Annotated in this window: 17 protein-coding genes; 12 read left to right on the top strand and 5 right to left on the bottom strand. The window is 70.4% G+C overall.

Annotated features, from left to right (window positions below):
- Positions 1-56: 56 nt before the first annotated feature.
- The 4 genes from zwf to ASF65_RS19710 all read left to right on the top strand — a co-directional run bounded on the left by zwf (position 57) and on the right by ASF65_RS19710 (position 6,171).
- Entirely contained in the window at positions 57-1,535 is a 1,479-nt protein-coding gene (gene zwf, locus ASF65_RS19725; RefSeq protein WP_055893272.1) for a glucose-6-phosphate dehydrogenase, read from the top strand.
- Between the two features lie 7 nt (positions 1,536-1,542).
- Positions 1,543-2,244, top strand: a complete 702-nt coding sequence (pgl, locus tag ASF65_RS19720) for a 6-phosphogluconolactonase (RefSeq protein ID WP_055893269.1) — start codon at positions 1,543-1,545, stop codon at positions 2,242-2,244.
- Positions 2,245-2,286: 42 nt separating this feature from the next.
- Entirely contained in the window at positions 2,287-4,101 is a 1,815-nt protein-coding gene (gene edd, locus ASF65_RS19715) for a phosphogluconate dehydratase (protein ID WP_055893266.1), read from the top strand.
- A gap of 114 nt (positions 4,102-4,215) precedes the next feature.
- Positions 4,216-6,171 (top strand): nucleoside-diphosphate sugar epimerase/dehydratase, encoded by a 1,956-nt coding sequence (locus ASF65_RS19710; protein WP_082505868.1) that lies wholly within the window; start codon positions 4,216-4,218, stop codon positions 6,169-6,171.
- Between the two features lie 13 nt (positions 6,172-6,184).
- Here the strand turns inward: ASF65_RS19710 and ASF65_RS19705 are convergent, their stop codons facing one another.
- Together ASF65_RS19705 and ASF65_RS19700 are read right to left on the bottom strand one after the other, a co-directional pair.
- Positions 6,185-8,281, bottom strand: coding sequence for a GumC family protein (locus ASF65_RS19705; RefSeq protein ID WP_082505867.1), 2,097 nt, complete (start codon positions 8,279-8,281; stop codon positions 6,185-6,187).
- 98 nt (positions 8,282-8,379) lie between these two features.
- Complete coding sequence (locus tag ASF65_RS19700) at positions 8,380-9,489, bottom strand: endo-1,4-beta-xylanase (protein WP_055893260.1); 1,110 nt, start codon at positions 9,487-9,489, stop codon at positions 8,380-8,382.
- Between the two features lie 75 nt (positions 9,490-9,564).
- Between ASF65_RS19700 and ASF65_RS19695 the strand changes: the two genes are divergently transcribed.
- Positions 9,565-10,809, top strand: a complete 1,245-nt coding sequence (locus ASF65_RS19695) for a lipopolysaccharide biosynthesis protein (RefSeq protein WP_244486851.1) — start codon at positions 9,565-9,567, stop codon at positions 10,807-10,809.
- Positions 10,810-10,822: 13 nt separating this feature from the next.
- Here the strand turns inward: ASF65_RS19695 and ASF65_RS19690 are convergent, their stop codons facing one another.
- From ASF65_RS19690 to ASF65_RS19680, 3 genes are read right to left on the bottom strand one after another with little or no spacing between them, the layout of a single operon-like run.
- Positions 10,823-11,704, bottom strand: a complete 882-nt coding sequence (locus ASF65_RS19690) for a DUF6492 family protein (RefSeq protein WP_055893254.1) — start codon at positions 11,702-11,704, stop codon at positions 10,823-10,825.
- Positions 11,701-12,507, bottom strand: coding sequence for a WecB/TagA/CpsF family glycosyltransferase (locus ASF65_RS19685; RefSeq protein ID WP_055893251.1), 807 nt, complete (start codon positions 12,505-12,507; stop codon positions 11,701-11,703). The genes ASF65_RS19690 and ASF65_RS19685 overlap by 4 nt, the downstream gene beginning before the upstream one ends.
- Positions 12,504-13,721, bottom strand: coding sequence for a glycosyltransferase (locus ASF65_RS19680; protein WP_055893247.1), 1,218 nt, complete (start codon positions 13,719-13,721; stop codon positions 12,504-12,506). The genes ASF65_RS19685 and ASF65_RS19680 overlap by 4 nt, the downstream gene beginning before the upstream one ends.
- Positions 13,722-13,847: 126 nt before the next feature.
- Between ASF65_RS19680 and ASF65_RS19675 the strand changes: the two genes are divergently transcribed.
- The 7 genes from ASF65_RS19675 (at position 13,848) to ntrB (ending at position 21,198) form a co-directional block, all read left to right on the top strand.
- Positions 13,848-14,831, top strand: coding sequence for a glycosyltransferase family 2 protein (locus ASF65_RS19675; protein WP_055893244.1), 984 nt, complete (start codon positions 13,848-13,850; stop codon positions 14,829-14,831).
- A 137-nt stretch (positions 14,832-14,968) separates the two neighbouring features.
- Positions 14,969-16,228 (top strand): Hsp70 family protein, encoded by a 1,260-nt coding sequence (locus ASF65_RS19670; protein ID WP_055893240.1) that lies wholly within the window; start codon positions 14,969-14,971, stop codon positions 16,226-16,228.
- Between the two features lie 69 nt (positions 16,229-16,297).
- Positions 16,298-16,726, top strand: coding sequence for a heme-binding protein (locus tag ASF65_RS19665; protein WP_055893237.1), 429 nt, complete (start codon positions 16,298-16,300; stop codon positions 16,724-16,726).
- A 73-nt stretch (positions 16,727-16,799) separates the two neighbouring features.
- On the top strand, positions 16,800-17,405 hold the full coding sequence (locus ASF65_RS19660; protein WP_055893236.1) for an ANTAR domain-containing protein: 606 nt from the start codon (positions 16,800-16,802) through the stop codon (positions 17,403-17,405).
- Positions 17,402-18,601, top strand: a complete 1,200-nt coding sequence (locus ASF65_RS19655) for a CmpA/NrtA family ABC transporter substrate-binding protein (RefSeq protein ID WP_055893233.1) — start codon at positions 17,402-17,404, stop codon at positions 18,599-18,601. The genes ASF65_RS19660 and ASF65_RS19655 overlap by 4 nt, the downstream gene beginning before the upstream one ends.
- A gap of 346 nt (positions 18,602-18,947) precedes the next feature.
- Positions 18,948-20,258, top strand: coding sequence for a CmpA/NrtA family ABC transporter substrate-binding protein (locus ASF65_RS19650; RefSeq protein WP_055893231.1), 1,311 nt, complete (start codon positions 18,948-18,950; stop codon positions 20,256-20,258).
- A gap of 40 nt (positions 20,259-20,298) precedes the next feature.
- Positions 20,299-21,198, top strand: a complete 900-nt coding sequence (gene ntrB, locus ASF65_RS19645) for a nitrate ABC transporter permease (protein ID WP_055893228.1) — start codon at positions 20,299-20,301, stop codon at positions 21,196-21,198.
- The last annotated feature ends 17 nt before the right edge of the window (positions 21,199-21,215 follow it).

Here is a 21,215-nt window from a genome sequence, read left to right as displayed (position 1 = left end):
GCTGCGGGATCGGATCGGCCATAAACCGGTTCCCCGCTGAACGGAGAAGGCATCGCGTGTCCAGTCAGATCATTCCTGTCGAATGCTTCGACTACATCGTTTTCGGCGGCAACGGCGACCTGGCCGAGCGCAAGCTCCTGCCAGCGCTCTACCATCGGGACCTCGACGGCCAGATCCCGCCCGGCGCGCGCATCATCGGCGCTTCGCGCACGCCCTTTTCCGACGAGGAATACCGCGTCTTCGGCCGCGAGGCGCTGAACGCCTTCGTCGGCGAGGCCCATCGCACGGAGGAGGCCGTCGAGCGCTTCCTGTCGCGCCTCTTCTACCGGCAGGTGGACGCCAAGAGCGAGACCGGCTGGGCCGAGCTGAAGAGCCTTCTCGACGAGGCCGGTCAGGACCGCATCCGCGCCTTTTATCTCGCCGTCAGCCCGAGCCTCTTCGGCGACCTCGCGTCCTCGGTGAAGCGCCACGGCTTGGCCCACGAGAAGACGCGCATCGTCGTCGAGAAGCCGGTCGGGCGCGATCTCGCCTCGGCGAAGGCCCTGAACGCCCTGATCGGCGAGCACTTCGACGAGAGCCAGGTCTTCCGCATCGACCACTATCTCGGCAAGGAAACGGTGCAGAACCTGATGGCTCTGCGCTTTGCCAACATGCTCTACGAGCCGCTCTGGAACTCGGCCTATGTCGACCACGTCCAGATCACGGTGGCCGAGAGCGTCGGCCTCGAGGGGCGCGCGGGCTACTACGACAAGGCTGGCGCGCTGCGCGACATGGTGCAGAACCACATCCTGCAGCTCGTCTGCCTCGTGGCGCTGGAGCCGCCGTCCGCGATGGACGCCGACGCGCTGCGCGACGAGAAGCTGAAGATCCTGCGCTCGCTGAAGCGCATCGACGAGAGCAACATCGAGCACCTCACCGTGCGCGGCCAGTACAAGGCCGGCGCCTCCAACGGCGGCGCGGTGAAGGGCTATCTCGAGGATCTCGGCGAGCCGACGAGCGACACCGAGACCTTCGTCGCCATCAAGGCCGAGATCAACAACTGGCGCTGGGCCGGCGTGCCCTTCTACATCCGCACCGGCAAGCGCCTGTCGGAGCGCATGAGCGAGATCGTCGTCACCTTCCGGCCGATCCCGCACTCGATCTTCGAGGGCTCGGCCGGCCACGTGCAGCAGAACCAGCTCGTCATGCGCCTGCAGCCCGACGAGGGCGTGAAGCAGTGGCTGATGATCAAGGATCCCGGCCCCGGCGGCATGCGCCTGCGCCACGTGCCGCTCGACATGAGCTTCGCCGAGAGCTTCCACGTGCGGAACCCGGACGCGTATGAGCGTCTTCTGATGGATGTGATCCGGGGCAACCAGACCCTGTTCATGCGCCGCGACGAGGTCGAGGCGGCCTGGGAGTGGGTCGACCCGATCCTCAAGGCCTGGGACGCGCGGGCCGTGCGTCCGCAGGGCTACACGTCCGGCACCTGGGGCCCCTCCTCCTCGATCGCGCTGATCGAGCGCGACGGGCGCACTTGGCACGAACCCGATTGAGGCTGGGATGACGATACGCGAGCACCACTATCCGACGCGCGAGGCGCTGGCCGAGGCACTGGCGACCGGCGTCGCCGCGGTCCTTTGCGGAGGTATCGCAACGCGCGGCCAGGCGGTGCTCGCGGTCTCCGGCGGCTCGACGCCGAAGCTCTTCTTCCGGACGCTGGCGAAAGCCGAACTCGACTGGTCGCGCGTCACCGTCTGCCTCGTCGACGAGCGCTGGGTGCCCGAGACGAGCGATCGCTCCAACACGCGCCTCGTGCGCGAGAACCTCCTGACGGGACCCGCCGCGAGCGCGCGGCTCGAACCCTTGTTCGAGGAGGGGCCGAGCGCCCGCGAGGCCGAGGACGAGGTGTCGCGGCGCCTTTCCGCCCTGCCCCGCCCGTTCGACGCCGTGATCCTCGGCATGGGCAACGACGGCCACACCGCATCGTTCTTTCCCGGCGCCGACCGGCTGGCGCAAGCGATCGACCCGCAGGCGGGTCACCGCGTCGTCGCCATCCAGGCACCGGGGGCCGACGAGCCGCGCATCACGCTGGCGCTGCCCTTCCTTCTGGAGGCGCGGTTCCTGGCGCTTCACATCGAGGGCGACGAGAAGCGCGAAACCTTATCGAAGGCGCTGGCCGACGGTCCGGTGCCCGACATGCCGGTCCGCTCCGTCCTGCGCGCGCCGCGCGACGAACCCTTGCAAGTCTTCTGGGCGCCCTGACGCGCCGCAAACCACGCCCCTGCGACCCGAAGGGATGATGCCATGGCCGCCGACCGCCGCATCGAAGAGATCACCAACCGCATCCGCGAGCGCTCCAAGCCGACGCGCGAACCCTATGTCGACCGCATCCGCCTGAAGGGCGAGAGCGCCCCCAAGCGCGCCGCGCTCAACTGCGGCAACCTCGCTCATGGCTTTGCCGCCTGCGGCCCGACCGACAAGGCGCGGCTGACCGGCGACACCACGCTCAATCTCGGCATCATCACCTCCTACAACGACATGCTCTCGGCCCATCAGCCGTTCGAGACTTACCCTGAGATCATCCGCCAGACGGCGCGCGAGGCGGGTGCGACGGCGCAGGTCGCGGGCGGCGTGCCGGCGATGTGCGACGGCGTCACGCAAGGCCAGATCGGCATGGAGCTGTCGCTCTTCTCACGCGACGTGATCGCCTTGTCGGCTGCCGTCGGCCTCAGCCACGACATGTACGACGCGGCCGTCTATCTCGGCGTCTGCGACAAGATCGTGCCGGGCCTCGTGATCGCGGCGCTCTCCTTCGGCCACCTGCCGGCGATCTTCGTGCCGGCGGGTCCGATGACGACCGGCCTTCCGAACGACGAGAAGGCGCGGATCCGCCAGCTCTACGCGGAAGGAAAGGTCGGCCGCGACGCGCTGCTCGAAGCCGAGTCGAAGAGCTATCACGGGCCGGGCACCTGCACCTTCTACGGCACGGCCAACTCCAACCAGATGCTGATGGAGATCATGGGCCTCCATACGCCGGGCTCGTCCTTCGTCAACCCGAACACGCCGCTGCGTGACGCCCTGACCCGCGAGGCGACGCGCCGCGCCCTCTCGATCACCGCGCTCGGCAACGAATACACGCCGGCCGGCCTCGTGGTCGACGAGCGCGCGGTGGTGAACGGCGTCGTCGGGCTCCATGCCACCGGCGGCTCGACCAACCACACGCTGCATCTCGTCGCGATGGCGGCCGCCGCCGGCATCCAGCTGACCTGGGGCGACATTTCCGAGCTGTCGGAGGTGACGCCGCTGCTCGCCCGCGTCTACCCCAACGGGCTGGCCGACGTGAACCACTTCCAGGCGGCCGGCGGCATGGGCTTCCTGATCCGCGAGCTTCTCAGCCACGGGCTCCTGCACGACGACGTGCGCACCGCCTGGGGACCGGGTCTGTCGGCCTACACGGTCGAGGCCAAGCTTGGGGACGGGGGGCAGGTCGTGCGCGTGCCGGCGCCCGCGACGAGCGGCGATCCGAAGGTGCTCACCACGGCCGACAAGCCCTTCTCCGCGAACGGCGGCCTTCGCATGCTGACCGGAAACGTCGGCAAGGCCGTGATCAAGGTCTCGGCGGTGAAGCCGGAAAAGCGCGTCGTCGAGGCGCCGGCCCGCGTGTTCCACGACCAGGACGCGCTGCAGCGTGCCTTCAAGGCCGGCGAACTCACGGGCGACTTCGTCGCCGTCGTCCGCTTCCAGGGCCCGAAGTCCAACGGCATGCCCGAGCTTCACAAGCTGACGCCCTCGCTCGGCGTCCTGCAGGACCGGGGCCAGAAGGTGGCGCTCGTCACCGACGGGCGCATGTCGGGCGCGTCCGGAAAGGTGCCGGCCGCGATCCACGTCACGCCGGAAGCCCTCGACGGCGGGCCGATCGGCAAGATCCGCGACGGCGATCTCATTCGCCTCGACGGCGAGGCCGGCACGCTGGAAGTGCTGGTGGATCCGGCCGAGTTCGCGCGCCGCCCCAATGCCGAGGCGGACCTCTCGGCCAACGAGGTCGGGCTTGGGCGCGAACTCTTCGCCGTGTTCCGCCGTGCCGTCGGCACCGCCGACACCGGCGCCAGCGTCTTCTGACGCGGGCGCGGCCACCGGCCGTTCGCGTGACATTTGCCGCCGTTCGGTTAGAGGTTCGCGGGAGGTGAGGCCGCTTCGGCGGCTTTCCCGCGCCCCTGCCCTTCGGAACTGCCGATGCTGCCTCGCCTTCTGTCCCTTCTGCCTCGCGGCTCGTTCCGCTCGCTCGGCATCGTCCACGACGTCCTGATCGCGGCGATCGCGATCTCGCTGGCGCTCGGCCTCGCGTTCGGCTTCAGCATCACCTTCCACAACTGGCAGATCTGGTCGCTGATCGTCGCGTTCACGGCGCTGTCGGCCGCCATGTTCCCGCTGTTCTCGCTGAACAGCGGCGCCTGGCGCTACGCCTCGCTCCTCGACGTCCTGTCGATCGTCAAGGCGGTGACGGCGATCAACGTCGTGTTCCTCGCCGGCCACTTCATCCTGTTCCGCGGCCTCTATCTGCCGCGCTCGTCGCTGGTGATGACGTGGTTCATCATGATCGTCGGCCTCGGGGGGCCGCGCCTTGCCTATCGCCTGTGGAAGGAGCGCGGCCTGTCAGCGCGCTTCTTCGACACGAGCGGCATCCGCGTGCCCGTCGAGACCGTCGTGATCTACGGCTTCACCGACAATGCCGACCTCTTCATCCGCGACGCGCGCCGCTCCCATCACGGCGTCCACATCGTCGGCCTCGTGGACGACAAGTCGAAGAACCGGGGACGCCAGCTCCACGGGGTGAAGGTGCTGGGCGCCCTCTCCGACCTGCCCGAGATCGCCCGCCGGGCCGAACTCGGCGCGATGCCGATCAACCAGCTGATCGTCGCGAAGGCGCAGGTGCCCCCCGCCGAACTCGCCGCCGTGGTCGAGGTCGCGGCGCCGCTCAAGATCGCGGTGAAGCGCCTTCCCGACATCTCGCGCGCCGGCGATCTCGGCGAGGCGCCGATCGAGGTGCTCCCCGTCTCGCTGGAGGACCTTCTCGGGCGCCACGAAATCCGGCTCGACATCGACGAGGTCGCGCGACTGATCGAGGGCCGCTGCATCGCCGTGACCGGCGCCGGCGGCTCGATCGGTTCGGAACTCGTGGCCCAGATCGCCTCGTTCCGGCCGAAGCGCCTCATCCTGATCGATGCCGGCGAGTTCAACCTCTACACCGTCGGCCGCCGCATGGCCGACCAGCATCCCGGCGTCGAGACCGTGGAGCGCGTGGCCGACGTTCGCCAGCGCGCGCGCATCATGGCGATCTTCGACGAGTGGAGGCCGGAGGTGATCTTCCACGCGGCGGCTCTGAAGCACGTACCGATCGTCGAGGAGAACCCGCTCGAGGGCATCGAGACCAATCTCCTCGGCTCGCGCAACGTCGCGGACGCAGCTCTTAGCTGCGGCGCCGCGGCCTTCGTCATGGTGTCGACCGATAAGGCGGTGAACCCGACCAACGTGATGGGCGCCACCAAGCGCGCGGCGGAAGCCTATTGCCAGGCGCTGGACCTGACCCAGGCCGGCACGCGCTTCATGACCGTGCGCTTCGGCAACGTCATGGGCTCGGCCGGCTCGGTGATCCCGCTGTTCCAGAACCAGCTGTCGCGCGGCGGGCCGCTCACCGTCACCGATCCCGACATCACCCGCTTCTTCATGACGATCCCGGAAGCCTCGCGGCTGATCCTCCATGCCGCGGGCCACGGCATCGCCGACCGGGCGGCGGAGGGGCAGATCTTCGTGCTGGACATGGGCGAGCCGATCCGCATCACGGAACTCGCCGAGCGGCTGATCCAGCTGGCGGGTCTTCGCCCCCACAAGGACATCCGCATCGAATACACCGGTCTTCGAAAGGGCGAGAAGCTCTACGAGGAACTCTTCGGCGAGGGCGAGACGCGCGAGGACACCGGCCTGCCGGGGCTCCTGATCGCCCGGTCGCGCGTCTCGGACGTCGCCTTCCTGCGCGCCCGCTTCGAGGCGATCGCGCAGGCCGTCGCCGCGGGCGACGCGCGAGCGGCGGTGGCGCTCCTCTCGGAGGTGGTGCCCGAATTCGGCCGCGCTCGCCTGTCGAACGCGGCCCTCATCAGTCCTGCACTGCCGGCGCCTCGCTCGGAGGCGTAGGGCCCTTTGGCGTTCAGCCGTGCTCGACGTCGGCGCGATTGACGATGTCGGCACGCCGCCCGCGGGCGGCGGCAAGGCGAAGGCTGATGCGCTCGCGCCGTTCGTCGGCCGACAGGTTTCCGGGCGCGCCGGGGGCAAGATGCGGCGCGCCGAGGCCACGGGCGACGCGCACGGCGCCGAGCTCGCGAATCCGCTGTCGCAGCGCCTCGCGGCGCGCCTCGATCTCGCTGGCCCCCGTCGGGAGGTGATCCGCGTCGTCGGAAGGCGTCTCTGCGACTGCGGCCGCCACAGGAGGCGCGGGTTCGGCCGCGACCTCGTCAATGTGCTCGTCCGGGTCCTCGGCGGCGACCGGCTCGACGCTCCGAGCTTCCTGCGGCGGGGCGTCGTCGGCTTCGCTCGTCTCGGCATGCGCCTCTTCGACCTCGTGGGCCTGCGCCTCGGCGGCGTCGAACGAGCCGCCGCGCAGCACCCAGTCGCCCTCGCTGGTGTCGAGCGCCGGGGCGGATTCAGGTTCGGAGGGCTTGGGCGCTGCCGCCACGGGGGCTGCCGCAGCGACGGCCGCGACCGGCACCATGGCAGGCTCCGGCGCGTGGTCCGGCTGCCTCCGCGCCCTCGTGCGGGTGGCCTTTGCCGGCGCCGCCACGGCGGGTGAGGCCGTGCCGTTGATGGCGCGCACCATGGCGAGCAGAAGCGACAGGGCGATGCCGAGGCCGATGCCCCCAAGGAAGCCCAGGATCACGACGATCTTGCGCGACAGGCTGGACGGCTGGAACGGCACGGTGGCTTCGGAGATCACGCGCACGTTGGTGGTGTTAAGCTGCTCCTGCTCGCCGGTCTGGCGCGCGCGCAGGAGATAGGCCTCGTAGACCGCGCGCGAGGCGTCGACCTCGCGCTCCAGCTCGCGCAGCCGCACGAAGGCGCCGCTGGTCTCGATCTGGCGCGAGCGAAGGGTGTCGATCTGGCCCGTCAGGTCGCGCTCGGTGGCCTGGGCTCTGGCGAGTTCGGTCTGGGCCGAGGCGACGATGCGCGACAGTTCGGTCTCGATCGCGCGGCGCGCGGTGCCGAGCGCCTGGTCGGCGGCGATGCGCTGGGGATGGCGGGGCCCGAGGCGCGAGGCGAGGATGGCCTGGTTCTGCGCCGCCTCGGAATAGACCTGGCGCAGGCGCAGGAGCGATTCCGAGTTCAGGCCCTCGGGGAAGGAGCCGGCCGCGATGTCCTCGACGCTCGCTTCGCGCAGCGAACGGGCGCGCACGTTGAGCGAGGTGATCTGCGAGCGGACGTCGGCCAGCTGGTTGTTGACGCGCGTGATGTAGTCGTCGTCGATGAGCCGTCCACCGACGCCGACGAGCTGGTTCTGCGCCTTGTAGGCCTCCGCCGCGTCCTCGGCCTTGACGACGCGGGTGCGAAGCTCGGCCAGACGCGAGGACAGCGCCTCGGTCGCACGCCGGGCGAGGTCGGACTGCGCGCGCCCCTGCTCGGCAATGAAGTTCTGCGTCGTCAGGTTGGCGAGGCGCGCTGCCTTGTCGGCGTCCTCGCTCGTCACCGAGACGTTGATGACGAAGCTGTTGGCGTTGCGCACCGCCGAGATATGGCGCCACAGGTTGGTGACGGTGCGAAGCTCGCGCGTGTCGGCCGCCGCGACGGGATCGTCCGACATGAGCGCGGACAGCGTCGCCGACAGGTTGCCGAGCCAGGTCTCGCGCAGGCCGTTGAACTCGGTATCGGCGGTCAGGTTCGCCTCGCGCACCACGCGCAGGAGCACGCTGTTCGAGGTCATCACCGAGATCTGCCCCTCGACGAGGGCGAGCGCGGCGTCCGTGTTGAGGCCGTTCGCCGTCGGGGTCAGTTCGTTCTGGACGAGGTTCAGTTCACGCGGGTCGAGGACGATCTGCGACGTCGCGGTGTATTGTTTGGGCTGCGACAGGGCGAAGGCGCCGGCCACGGCCGCGCCGAGGACCCCTGCGAGGAGGATCTTGCGCTTCGCCCGCCAGACCGACGCGGCGAGATAGGCCGGGTCGAGGAAGCTTTCGTGGCGGCGCACGGGTTGCGCCTCCGGAACGGGGTCCCAGCGGGACGCGGGGCGGGATGCGGCATCCTCGGCATAGAACATGGAAAGGCCCTGGACAGGAACGGCGCGGTTTGCAGTCCGCACCTTTCACCGCTCATGGCAAAGAAACCGTTAATCCCCTGCCGTTCGTCATGGCGCCGTCAGGCCTGCGACAGTCTGCGGCGCAGCATCCCGTACCATTCCTTGGGCTGCAGGTCGGCGTCGAAGGGCAGCGGGCGGCACGGCGCGCCGTCGCCGCGCGGCATGACGTCCTCGACCCAGTTGTAGCGATCCGTCAGCCCCCAGGTGATGACGGTCTCGGGGCGCTGGCCGCCCATCAGCCCGTCGAGGAAGTCGCCGACGACCTTCGCCGCGGCCGCATCGATCTCCGCCGGTCCGCCCCGAACCTGGAAGTCGATGACGTCGAGCTCCGTGACGAGGAGCCCGACCCCCAGCGCCTTCAGGTCGGCGCCGAAGCGCGCCAGCGCCTCCACGTCGATCTCCTGATGGGCGTAGAGATGGCCCTGGATGCCGACCGCATCGATGCGGATGTCGGCCTTCTGGAGCTGCCGCACGATCGACAGCACGATGGCGCGGCGCTGGTCGAAGCGGGGCCCGCGAAACTCGAGGTCGTAGTCGTTGAGGACGAGCCGCGCCGCCGGGTCGGCGCGCGCGGCGGCCTGGAAGGCGACGGGAATGTGCCGGGGCCCGAGGTGGCGCAGCCAGAACGTGTCGCGCAAGGGGCCGCGATGCTCCTGCGGATCGTGAGCGATCACCTCATTGACGACGTCCCAGCTCGTCAGCCGGCCCTTGCAGTGATCGGCGACGCGCTCGATGTGCTCGACGAGCGCGCGTTCGAGGTCCACGGGATCCTCGATCGCCTCGAGCCAGGGCGGGTTGGTCGACCACCAGACGAAGGTCGTACCGCGCGCGCTCTGCCCGTTGGCTTGCGCAAAGGCGAGGAGGCGATCGGCGCGGCTGAAATCGAACTGCCCGCGTTCCGGCTGGACCAGCGCGAACTTCAGCTCGTTCATCGGCATCACGAGGTCGCATTCGCTGGTGAACAGCTGGCGATAGCCGAGGTCGTCGAAATACTCGTTCTGGATCGCGGCGCCGAACGGGATCCCTGAGGCGCGCGCCGACGCTGCGGCCGGAATACCCGCGGCGAGGGCGGCAGCGCCGGCGAGGAGCGAACGCCGCGTTAAGCTCGGGCCGGTATGGAAGGGGGAGCGCGGCGCGGCGCGGGAGGCGCTGCTCTCATCGTTCGTCATTCGTCCCCCGCCGTTTCAAGGTGCCTCATGCGACGCCCCGGATTCCTGACAGGAAGTCTTGAAGCAAAGCTGAAGATGGCACGCGACTACGCCAAGCTGCTCGGCGGGTCGGGCGGCCGGCTCGTGCTGTCGCTCGCCTATTTCACCGCGGTCGCCAACGTCCTGACCGTCTCCGAATTCGGCCTCTTCGCCACGGCGTCCGCTACCGGCATCGTTCTGTCGCGCGTGGCCGGGCTCGGCTTCGTCTCGCCGCTCTACCGCTCGGCGACGCGAAAGCCCCATCTCGTGGGCACCTACACCGCCGGGCTTCTCGCCGCCTTCGCCCTGTCGCTGCCGCTGGTCGCGCTCGGCGCCGCGCTGTTCTACCTCGGCGTCTTCGCCGGCGACATGGCGCTGGCGCCCTTCGCCGCGATCCTCGCCGCCGAGATCGTCTGCTGGCGGGCGCTCGAGGTCGTCTGCATCGTCAACAACGGCATGAACCGCTTCGGCCGCGCCTCCGTGCTCGTGGTGATCGGCACGGGCGCCAAGGCGCTCGCCGCACTCGTCTTCGCAGCCACCACCGGGCGCGAGGGCGGGCTCGCCGCCTGGAGCCTCTTCTACCTCGCCGCCAACGGCATGGCCGCGCTCGGCGGCATCCTGTTCCTCTACCCGCGCCAGCGCCTGCGCTGGCGGCCGGACCTCTACCGCCGGCGCGCCGCCGACAGCTTCGCGGTGGCGGGGGCCGAGGTCCTGTTCTATCTCCAGTCCGAACTCGACAAGCTGCTCGTCCTGTCGCTCGGCGGCCCACACATCGCCGGCCTCTACGCCATGCTGATGCGCCTCGTGGACCTCACCGCGCTGCCCGTGCGCTCCTTCAACATGATGGCGGTGCAGGCGCTGATGCGCCGGCCGGACCGGCTGGATTCCTGGCGCGTGCGCTGGGGCGTCGAGGCGGGAATCGCGCTGGTCTCGGCCGGCGGCCTCGCCGTGCTCGGCCTCATTCTCCACGTGCGTCCGACGCTGCTCGGCGCAAACGTCGCGGACGCCGCGCCGCTCGTCCTGATGGCGCTCCTCGTGCCGGCCTTCCGCAATCTCGTGGAATACGAGGGCGAACTCCTCTACGCCCGCGGCCGCACGGGCACGCGGGCCGTGATCCTCGCCGTCCTCACGCTGACGAAGGGCGCGCTCCTGACGCTGGTGCTGCGCGGCGGCGAGGCGGCGGGCGACACGGCCTGGGTGGTCGGCCTCAACGGGGTGTTCGCGGCCCTCTGGCTGGCGTCCGCGATGGCGACCTACACCGCGCTCGACGCACGCCGCTTCCCCATCGCCCGGCCGGCCTGATCGGCCGGCGGAGTCAGAGGCCGACGGCGCGGCGGATCAGGGCGGGGTCGGTGCCGGTGAAGGACTGGAGCCCGATCGCCACATGGTGCGGCGCGAGTTGGTCGAGAAAGGCGGTAAGGCCCGCCTCGTCGAGCGGCGGCCCGTCCCAGTAGACGGCGCAGCGCTGCGTGGCTTCCGGCGCGTGGCGGTCGGGCCGCGCCTCGGCCTCTTCCACGAAACGTCCGTAGATCGTGCATTCCGAAAGGGCGCGCGAAGCGGACAGCGCCATCATCGCCGGCCGGTGGCCGACCGCCGCGATGCGGGCGAGAAGGTCGCGCACCGTGTCGCGACGCCACGCGATCAGCGTGCCGATATAGGTCGTCCGGGTGGGGACAGGCGGGCGGAGCCCGATCAGCCGCGCGGCACGCAGGGCCCAGGTCTCGTGCTCGGCCCGAAGGTGAGGAAGGACGCGGTCCATCCCGTCCGGCACGCGGTAGAACGCGACGCGCCCGCCCGCCTCCATCGACCGGACGTCGAACGGCTTCACGAAGACGACGTCGGAATCCAGCGAGACCATCGCCGCCTCCGCCATCGTCTCGGCCATGGCGAAGCGGCGCAGCTGCTGGACGTGCCAGCCGTGCAGCGGCAGGCCGAACGGATGGATCCAGAGCCGGCGTCCGCGCTGCCGGGGGTGGTTCACTGGCCGCAGCCACCAGGGCAGGAGATCGCGCTCGCTGACGACGCGGCGACGCGGCCCTTCGAAGCCCTTGAACAGCGCGAGATCGCGCGCCTCGACGAGGAGATAGTGCGTCTCGAAGCCCGTGACGAAACGATCGATGCTGTCGCACAGCAACCGGCAGCGATCGAGGTCGCCGCGATAGCTCGAGGTGACGAGCGCGAACTGCAGCGGCGTCATTTGCGGATGCGCTGGCGGGCGATGCGCGCGAGGAAGGCCGGATTGCCCGCGAGATAGCGGCGCGCCAGACGCCGCGGCTCCATCAGGAGGCGCCAGATCCACTCGATGCGCAGGCGCCGCACGAAGGCGGGGGCCCGGGCCACCTTGCCGGCGGTGAAGTCGAGGAGCGCCCCGACGGCGAAGGCGACGGGCGCCTCGCGCACGCCGACATGGCGGGCGAGGAAGCGCTCCTGCCGGGGAACGCCGATGCCGACGAGCAGCACGTCGAGCCGCGCGAGGCGGATCCAGTCAAGCAGCCGCTCGGTCTCCTCGCCTTCCGCGAAGAAGCCGTGCGAGACCGCGATGAAGCGATGGCGCGGAAAGCGTTCGCCGAACCGCTCGGCCGCCCGATCGACGATCCCCGGCTCGCCGCCGACGAGGCCGACGCGCAGTTCGGCCTGTGTCTCGCTGAAGAACCGCGGCAGGAAGTCGGTGCCGTTGAGGTTTTCGGGAAACGGCTCGCCGAACAGCATGCGCGAGCCGACATCGACGCCGATGCCGTCGGGCAGGCACAGCATCTCGGACATCACGGACGCGTAGTCCGTGTCGGTCACCGACACGTTGACGCAATGGGCGTTGACGAAGGCGATCTGCAGGCGCCGGCGCGAGGCGATGGCCCCGTCGATGCGCGCGATCGCCTCCGCCCCCGTGATGACGGCGACGTCGAGCTGCCCGAGGCGGCGCACGGACGGCTGGGCGGCGGCGCGCCGACGAATGGCGACGGGTTTGCCGGCCGCGGGCTGGATGGGCGCGGGTTCGATCATGACGCAAGAGCCTCCATCACCGGGACCGCGGGTCCGCTCGCTTCCTTCCCCCCGAGACCGACGAGCGCAAGCCCGGCGCGCACGCCCCGCTCGCAGTCGAGCCGCTGGCGTTCGGCAAAGGCGCGGCCGTCGAGACGCACCGCCTCACCGGCGCGCTCTCGGGTCACGAGGTCTTCGAGGGCCTGGGCGAACGCGGCCCCGTCGCTCGCCACGCGCACGTTGCCCGGCAGCGCCGCGCCGATGCCGCGCAGCGCGGACGGGGTCGCGACGGCCGGCATGCCCTCTTCCAGGGTCTCGATCGTCTTCAGCTGCACGCCGGTGCCGCCGCGTGTCGCCAGCGCCACGACGCGGCCCGACCGCACGAAGGCCTGTGCATCCGGCACGCGGCCGAGGAAGGACACGTTGCGGGGTGCTGGCGGCGGCGCGCCATCGAAGCGGCCGGCGACGCCGACCGCGATGCCGGGCGACAGGCGCGGCGCGACCTCGGCGGCGAACCAGTCGAGCCCGAGGCGGTTGGGCGCCCAGCTCCAGGTGCCGATCATCACGACGTCGAACCGCCGCGCGCCGTCGTCGGCGGGCGCCGCACCGCGCCCGATGCCGAGGCTGAGCGGGATCGAGCGCGGATCGCCCGCAAGCCCCAGCCGCTCGGCGTCGGCAACAGCCAGACTGTGGACGACGCGCGCGGCGGCGCACAGGCGCTCTTCCGCCGCGCGCAGGAGCTTCGCCTCGCGGCGATAGAGAAGGCGGGATGCAGCGCTGCCGGCGCTCCGGCCCATCTCGGCCGCCGAGAGGTGCTCGACATTGTGCGCGACGAAGATCGGCGGCGCGATGGTGAGGAGGCCGGGAAAGGCGATCGGCAGCTGGGCCGCCGACAGCACCACGGCATCGAAAGGTCCGGCCGCGCGCAGGCGGCGGAGAAGCGTTGCCTCCGGCATCACCCGGAGCTTGGCCGCGCCGACCGGCAGGCCGCGGCGGAGCGCGTCCAGCACCCACCGCACCTTGCGCGCGCGCCCGGCGCCCGCGTTCTCGATCGCGATCTCGCCGAGGTCGACATGGGCGACGTCCGGCAGCGCCGCGCCGGGGCGGCGGAAGCCCGCCACCGTCACCCGCGCCCCGGCCGAGCGATAGGCGTCGGCGATCGCACGGTTGGCGATTTCGAAACCCGTGGCCGGCTCCCGCTCGGGCAGGAGCGATGTCGCGAAGAGGATATGCATCGGCGCTACGATTCACCCTGTTTGAGCGCCACATTGCCACCCCGCCCGTTGCGATTTCGTCAAAGCCGCCGTTTTAACGCGTCATCTTCGCCGCTTATTCAGGATCGCCGCGCTAGCGTACCGGTCATGGAAGATCAGAAGCCCGCCTCCCCTTGCGTCACGATCGAAGCGCGCTCGCCGCACGCGGCGGGCGGGTTCGACGCGGTCGTGATCCTGCCGACTTTTCGCCGCCCCGACGGGCTCCTGCGGACGCTCGCCTCGCTGGCGGCGCAGGTGACGAAGAGGAACCTTGCCGTCGTCGTGATGGAAAACGACGCGGACGGACGGGCGGGCCTTGCGGCGGCTCGCGACCTGTTCGAGACCGGGGCGATGGCAGGGCTCGTCCTCGTCGCGCACGAGCGCGGCAATTGCTCGGCCTACAATGCCGGCTTCAAGGTCGCGCTCGCCGAGTTTCCCGCAATGCGCCACTGCCTCGTGATCGACGACGACGAAGCGGCGGGCCCGGACTGGGCCGAGCGGATGATCGAGACGGTCGAGCGGCTCGACGTCGACGTCGTCGGCGCGCCGCAGGTGCCGGTCTTCGAAGGGCCGGCGCGCGACGCCGTCGCCCGCCATCCCGTGTTCCGCCCGCCCTACGGCGCGACGGGCCGCGTGCCGATCCTCCTGTCGTCCGGCAATCTCTGCCTGACGCGCGCGCTTCTGGAGCGCATGGGCGATCCGGTCTTCGACACCGCCTTCAACTTCACCGGCGGGGGCGATTCCGACTTCTTCTCGCGCGCCGCCCGAAAGGGCGCCCGCTTCGGCTGGTGCGCGGAGGCTCCGGTCGACGAGACGGTGCCGGCGCGCCGTACCGAATGGTCGTGGCTCCATGCGCGCTCGCTGCGCAACGGCGCCCTGTCGAGCGCCATCCAGCGGCGGCGGGACGGGCGCGTGCGCTCGGCGGCGAAAACCGCGGCGCTCCTTCTCGCCGCCCCGCCCCGCGCCGTTCTGCAGGCGATCCGCCAGCGCTCGCTCCTGATCGGCCTCTATCCCTTGCAGATCGCGCTCGGCCGGGTGCAGGGCGAGTTCGGACGGATCGGCGAGCAGTACCGCAAGCCGGAAGCGAACTGACGGGATCGGGCCTGCCGGCACGGCCGCCCCTTCCCTTCGGCAGATCGATGGGCTAGACGGGCCGCCCCGCCCCGTTCCCCGTTTCGACGCCTCGCCCGGCCGAGGTGGCGACGCCGTTCCTGCATGAGCCCGCCCCCATGTCCGCCTCCTTCGCCGGCCTCGATTTCGGCACCACGAACTCGACCCTGTCGCTCTGCGCCCCCGGCGGCATGCCGAGGCTCCTGCCCGTCGAGGGCGACCACCTGACGATCCCCTCGGCCCTGTTCTTCTCGCTGGAGGACGGCCAGACCTATTTCGGACGCCGGGCCGTCTTCGAATATGTCGACGGCGCGGAAGGCCGCTTCATGCGGGCGCTGAAAAGCATCCTCGGCTCGTCGCTGATGAAGGAGACGACGCAGGTCGGGCGCCAGCGCATGAGCTTCGAGGCGCTGATCGGCACCTTCCTCGAGCACATGCGCAAGACGCTGGAGCGCGAGAGCGACGGGCCGGTCGACCGCATCGTACTCGGCCGGCCCGTGCGCTTCGTCGACGAAAGCGACGTGGCCGACCAGGAAGCCGAGGACCAGCTCGCCTCGGCCGCGCGCGCGCAAGGCTTCGCCCATGTCGAGTTCCAGTACGAGCCGGTCGCTGCCGCCCTCTACTTCGAGAGCGGCATGAACGCCGAGCAGGTGGCGCTCGTGGTCGATATCGGCGGCGGCACGTCCGACTTCTCGATCCTGCGCCTTGGCCCCGAGCGCGCCCGGCGCCCCGACCGCGCCGACGACATCCTCGGCACCACGGGCGTCCATGTCGGCGGCACGGATTTCGACCGGCTCCTGAACATCGCCCGCATGCAGCCGCTGCTCGGGCTCGGCTCCGCCACGGCCGACGGCAAGCGGACGCTGCCGGTCTGGTACTTCAACGATTTCGCGACCTGGCACCGCATCAACACGCTCTATACGCCGAAGGTGCTGGCCGACATCCGCTCACTCGGCAAGGAAGCCGCCAAGCCGGAAAAGCTGAAGCGCATGGAGCACATGCTGGCGCACCGCTCCGGCCACCGGCTCGCCGGGGCGGTCGAGCGGGCGAAGATCGCCCTCACGCACGAGGAGGAGGCGACGATCAGCCTTCGCGAATCGGGGCTGACGCTGGAGGCTCCGGTGACGCGGCCCGAGTTCGAGGCGGCGACGGCCGAGCTCGTGGAGCGGATCGACGGCGCGATCGCCGCCTCGCTCCAGCTCGCCGGCATCGGTGCGGAGGCGATCGAGACGGTGATCCTGACCGGCGGCGGCGCGCAGGTGCCGGCCGTGGCGAGGGCGGCGACGGCGCGCTTTCCGCATGCACGCGTCGCCCTGTCGGACGCCTTCGGTTCGGTCGGCCTCGGTCTCGGCCTCGACGCGGCCCGCCGCTTCGCCTGAGCGGCGGTTTGCCAGCGGCGGTCGCCGCGCGCTAGGGAGGGCTCCCCGACACGAGGAGTCCTTGAGCCCATGACCGCACTGACGCTCGACACCGCCCGCCGCATCGTCGAGGCCGCCCGCGCCAAGGGGCGCGAGCTCGGCCTGAAGCCGCTGACCGTCGCGGTCCTGGACGCCGGCGGTGACCTTCTGGTGCTGGAGCGCGAGGATGGCGCCTCGCCGCTGCGCCCCGCGATCGCCATCGGCAAGGCCAACGGCGCGGTGCAGATGGGCGTCGGCTCGCGCGCCCTGTGGAAGCGCGCCGAGGAGCAGGCCTATTTCATCAACGCAATGAACACGCTGACGAACGGCTCGCTCGTGCCGGTACCGGGCGGCGTGCTGATCCGCGACGGCGGCAAGGTCGTCGGCGCGGTCGGCATCACCGGCGACACGTCCAACAACGACGAGGCGGCGGCTGCGGCCGGCATCCAGGCCGTCGGCCTCACCGCCGACGCCGGCTGATTTCTTCCGCATCGCAACACAGGCGGCGCGCGGGATATTGCGCCGCCCTCGCCTCTTTGCCACTCTTCGTGCCATGGAACCCCGTCCCGCCCTTGCCGTCCTGATCGTCGACGAGAACCGGGCGCGGGCCGCGATCATCGAGGAGGGCCTGCGCGAGGGGGGCCATGCGCGCGTCCACATCGTGGCGGATGCGCAGGGGCTGGTGCGCGAGATCGAGGCGTTCCGGCCCGACGTGATCGTGGTCGATCTCGAAAACCCCAATCGCGATCGGCTGGAGGCGTTCTTCCAGGTCTCGCGCTCGGTGCGCCGTCCGATCGCCATGTTCGTCGACCGCTCCGACGCCGCCTCCATGGAGGCCGCGATCGCCGCCGGGGTCTCGGCCTATGTGGTGGACGGGCTGAAGAAGGAGCGCGTCAAGCCGATCCTCGACACGGCCGTCCTGCGCTTCGAGGCCTATTCGCGGCTGGAGCGCGAGTTGCAGGACGCGCGTTCGGAACTTGCCGACCGCAAGGTGGTGGAGCGCGCCAAGGGTCTTCTCATGCGGATGCGGGGCCTGTCGGAAGAGGAGGCGTATCGCCTGATGCGCCAGACCGCCATGAACGAGAAGAAGAAGCTCGTGGACATCGCCCGCTCGCTGGTGACGGCCGCCAGCCTTCTCGGCGGGGAGGATTGCGGATGAGCGCTTCCGAACGGATCGTGCGCGCGGGCTTCATCCCGCTTCTCGACGCCGCCGTGCTCTTGGCCGCCTCGGCGCTCGGCCTCGACCGGCGCGAGGGCGTGCGGATCGAGCTGACGCGCGACGTGTCGTGGTCGAACATCCGCGACCGCCTCGCCTTCCGCCAGTTCGACGTCGCCCATATGCTCGGCCCCATGGCGGTCGCCGGCGAACTTGGTCTCGGCTCCAATCCGCACAAGGTGATCGCCCCCTTCGCGCTGGCCGAGGGCGGCAACGCCATCACGCTCTCGACGCCGCTGATGGCCGCCATGCTCGCGGCGATGGACGGCGAGGACTATCCCGACACGGCCGGCGCCCATGCGCGGGCGCTGAAGCGCGAACTCGAGCGCCGGCGCCGGGCGGGCGAAGCCGCCCCGGTGTTCGGCGTGACCTATCCGTTCTCCTCCCATGCCTACGAGTTCCGGCTGTGGCTGGCCTCGGCCGGGATCGACCCCGACCGCGACGTGACGCTGACGGTCGTGCCGCCGCCGATGACCGCCGATGCCCTGCGCGCCGGGCTGATCGACGGGTTCTGCGTCAACGCCCCGTGGAACGTGATGGCGGTGGAGGAAGGCATCGGGCGCATCGTGGCGGTGAAGGCGGACATCTGGCCGGGCTCGCCGGAGAAGGTGCTGGGCCTTCGGCCGGACTGGTGGCAGGACCAGCGCGACACGGCCGAGCGTCTACTCGCGGCGCTCGACGCCAGCGCTCTCTGGTGCGCCGAGCCCGCCAACCGGCGGGAACTCGCCGCGATCCTCGCCGAGCCCGCCCATGTCGGCGGCCGTGCCGCCCTGTTCGAGACGGTGCTGGGCGGCGACCTGCCGGTGGACCCGGACGGCACCCGCCGCGCGCTCGCCGCCTATGTCGATTTCCGGCCGGAGGCCGCCAACCTGCCGCGTCGTTCGCAGGCGCTCTGGGTCTTCGCGCAGATGGTGCGCTGGGGACAGGCGGCCTATACCCCCGAGGCCGCGCGACAAGCCGCGCAGGCGTTCCGGCCCGACGTCTATCGCTCGGCCCTGCCCGGACGTGCCGAGGCGCTGCCCGACAGTCGTATCGAACGCTCGCCCGATGGCGGCCCGGACTTCGATCCGAACGCGATCGAGGCGGCGCTCGCGCAGAACCTTCCGGCGCCCTTCGGCGGGACGGCCAGCGGCGACTGACGGGCGCTCTCAGGTCGCTGCCCAATATTTGCGCGCTCTGACCGCGGAACGCGCGCGAAGCTGGAGCAGCGCCAAACGCCTGCGGCACCGCAATCTGGAACCGTTATGATGAAACTTTAGGCGTGCCCATCTGGCGTACATTTGTGCTTTGCAAAATGACGCTTCTGCGGTTGGATAGCACCATGACCCGTCAAGGACGACAGGGTCACCGAGCTTCTCCCGAGCCTCGACGACAGCGACGTCGCGAACCCGATGCCACCCAACCCACGCCGGACGAGGCGCGGACGGGGCATGTGGTCCGCGGCGTCGTTTTCGTTTGGCCTTCCCTCACCCGCCGAGGACCGCCATGCCCGCTTCCGACATTTCCGGCCTGAACCGTCGCCGGTTCCTTCTCGGCACCGCCGCGACCGCGGGCACCGCCGCGCTGTTTTCCGCGGTTTCGGTGAGCTTTCCCGGCGGTGCGTTTGCTGAAAGTGCGGTTCCCGAGACCACCAAGGCCGTCCTCGGCTTCATCGCGCTGACCGACGCCTCGCCGCTCATCATCGCCAAGGAAAAGGGCCTCTTCGCCAAGCACGGCATGCCCGATGTCGAGGTGGTGAAGCAGTCGTCCTGGGGCACGACGCGCGACAACCTTGTGCTCGGCTCGGCGGGATCGGGCATCGACGGCGCCCACATCCTCACCCCCATGCCCTACCTGATGAGCGCCGGAACGATCACGCAAGGCGCGCCGCTGCCGATGCAGATTCTCGCCCGTCTCAACCTCGACGGACAGGGCATCTCGGTCGCGACCGGCCTGCGCAAGGAGAATGTCGGCCTCGACGCCGGTGTCCTGCGCGACGCGTTCGCGGCCAAGAAGGCGGCCGGCACCGTGTCGAAGGTCGCCGTCACCTTCCCCGGCGGCACGCACGACCTGTGGATGCGCTACTGGCTGGCCGCCGCCGGCATCGATCCGAATTCCGACGTCGAGACCATCGTCGTGCCGCCGCCGCAGATGGTGGCGAACCTCAAGGTCAACACGATGGACGCCTTCTGCGTCGGCGAACCCTGGCACGAGCAGATGGTGAACCAGGACGTCGGCTACAGCGCCATCACGACGGGCGAGCTCTGGGCCAAGCACCCCGAGAAGAGCTTCGCGATGCGCGCCGACTGGGTCGCCGCCCACCCCAACGCCGCCAAGGCGCTGACCATGGCGGTCCTCGAGGCGCAGCAGTGGTGCGACGCGATGGAGAACAAGGACGAGCTCAGCCAGATCGTCGGCAAGCGCGCCTGGTTCAACGTCGCCCCCGCCGACATCGTCGACCGCCTCAAGGGCACCTACGACTACGGCAACGGCAAGCCGGTGGTCGAGAACTCGCCCCACGTCATGAAGTTCTGGCGCGACCACGCCTCCTACCCCTTCCAGAGCCACGACCTCTGGTTCCTCACCGAGGACCAGCGCTGGGGTTACCTGCCCGCCGGGCTCGACAAGGCGGCGCTGATCGCGGCGGTCAACCGGGAGGACATCTGGCGCGCGGCAGCCAAGGACCTCGGCGTCGCGGCGGCCGACATCCCGGCCTCGACCTCGCGCGGCGTCGAGACCTTCTTCGACGGCAAGACCTTCGATCCCGCCGATCCCGACGCCTACCTCGCGAGCCTTTCGATCAAGCGCATCGCCTGAAGCCCGTCCCGCCCCCTCGCTTCAACGGAGGCCGTCCCCCGTGTCCCAGACCGTCACCCAGCTGCCCCTGAAGGGCCCGGCGCCCGCGGCGAAAGCCGGCGCCGCCGTCCTCGCGCTGCCGACGCGCCGTGCGCCCGTCGGCCCCGCTCTCGCCCGGCGCACGCGCGACCGGGCGGCCGAAATCCTGCCCTTTATCGTCACGCTCGCGGTGCTTCTCGGCCTCTGGGAGCTCCTGTGCGCCCATCCCGGCGCCGCGCTTCCGGCGCCGAGCCAGGTGCTCAGCGACAGCTGGGAGCTGATCGCCCATCCGTTCTACGTCAATTCGGGCAACGACGTCGGCCTCGGCTGGCAGATCTGGGCGAGCCTACAGCGCGTCGCCGTCGGTTATTCCATCGCCGTTGTCGTCGGCATCTCGCTCGGCGTCCTCGTCGGCCAGTCGCAGCTTGCCATGCGCGGCCTCGATCCGATCTTCCAGGTGCTGCGCACGGTGCCGCCGCTCGCCTGGCTGCCGCTCTCGCTCGCCGCCTTCCAGAACGGCCAGCCCGCGGCGATCTTCGTGATCTTCATCACCTCGGTCTGGCCGATCATCATCAACACGGCCGTGGGCGTGCGCAACATTCCGGCCGACTACCGCAACGTCGCCGCGGTGCTCCGCCTCAACGGCTTCGAGTTCTTCGCCAAGATCATGCTGCCGGCGGCCGCCCCCTACATCTTCACCGGGCTTCGCATCGGCGTCGGCCTGTCCTGGCTCGCCATCGTCGCGGCCGAGATGCTGATCGGCGGCGTCGGGATCGGCTTCTTCATCTGGGACGCTTGGAACTCGTCGCTGATCTCCGACATCATCGTCGCCCTCGCCTATGTCGGCCTCGTCGGCTTCGTGCTCGACCGGATCGTGGCGCTGGTCGGCCGTCTCGTCACCCGCGGCACGGCCGCGGCCTGATCCCTCCTCGACAGACC

Origin of the sequence: Aureimonas sp. Leaf324 (assembly GCF_001423245.1) — a bacterium.
In the GTDB taxonomy this organism is placed as follows: Bacteria; Pseudomonadota; Alphaproteobacteria; order Rhizobiales; family Rhizobiaceae; genus Aureimonas.
The sequence above is the reverse complement of the archived record's forward strand: the minus strand, read 5'-3'. Positions and strand labels throughout refer to the sequence as shown.

Bases quoted from the DNA above. Each gene is read 5' to 3' on its own strand.
- pgl (WP_055893269.1), top strand. From the start codon at position 1,543: ATGACGATACGCGAGCACCACTATCCGACGCGCGAGGCGCTGGCCGAG.
- edd (WP_055893266.1), top strand. From the start codon at position 2,287: ATGGCCGCCGACCGCCGCATCGAAGAGATCACCAACCGCATCCGCGAG.
- ASF65_RS19710 (WP_082505868.1), top strand. From the start codon at position 4,216: ATGCTGCCTCGCCTTCTGTCCCTTCTGCCTCGCGGCTCGTTCCGCTCG.
- ASF65_RS19705 (WP_082505867.1), bottom strand. From the start codon at position 8,281: ATGTTCTATGCCGAGGATGCCGCATCCCGCCCCGCGTCCCGCTGGGAC.
- ASF65_RS19700 (WP_055893260.1), bottom strand. From the start codon at position 9,489: ATGACGAACGATGAGAGCAGCGCCTCCCGCGCCGCGCCGCGCTCCCCC.
- ASF65_RS19695 (WP_244486851.1), top strand. From the start codon at position 9,565: ATGGCACGCGACTACGCCAAGCTGCTCGGCGGGTCGGGCGGCCGGCTC.
- ASF65_RS19690 (WP_055893254.1), bottom strand. From the start codon at position 11,704: ATGACGCCGCTGCAGTTCGCGCTCGTCACCTCGAGCTATCGCGGCGAC.
- ASF65_RS19685 (WP_055893251.1), bottom strand. From the start codon at position 12,507: ATGATCGAACCCGCGCCCATCCAGCCCGCGGCCGGCAAACCCGTCGCC.
- ASF65_RS19680 (WP_055893247.1), bottom strand. From the start codon at position 13,721: ATGCATATCCTCTTCGCGACATCGCTCCTGCCCGAGCGGGAGCCGGCC.
- ASF65_RS19675 (WP_055893244.1), top strand. From the start codon at position 13,848: ATGGAAGATCAGAAGCCCGCCTCCCCTTGCGTCACGATCGAAGCGCGC.
- ASF65_RS19670 (WP_055893240.1), top strand. From the start codon at position 14,969: ATGTCCGCCTCCTTCGCCGGCCTCGATTTCGGCACCACGAACTCGACC.
- ASF65_RS19665 (WP_055893237.1), top strand. From the start codon at position 16,298: ATGACCGCACTGACGCTCGACACCGCCCGCCGCATCGTCGAGGCCGCC.
- ASF65_RS19660 (WP_055893236.1), top strand. From the start codon at position 16,800: ATGGAACCCCGTCCCGCCCTTGCCGTCCTGATCGTCGACGAGAACCGG.
- ASF65_RS19655 (WP_055893233.1), top strand. From the start codon at position 17,402: ATGAGCGCTTCCGAACGGATCGTGCGCGCGGGCTTCATCCCGCTTCTC.
- ASF65_RS19650 (WP_055893231.1), top strand. From the start codon at position 18,948: ATGCCCGCTTCCGACATTTCCGGCCTGAACCGTCGCCGGTTCCTTCTC.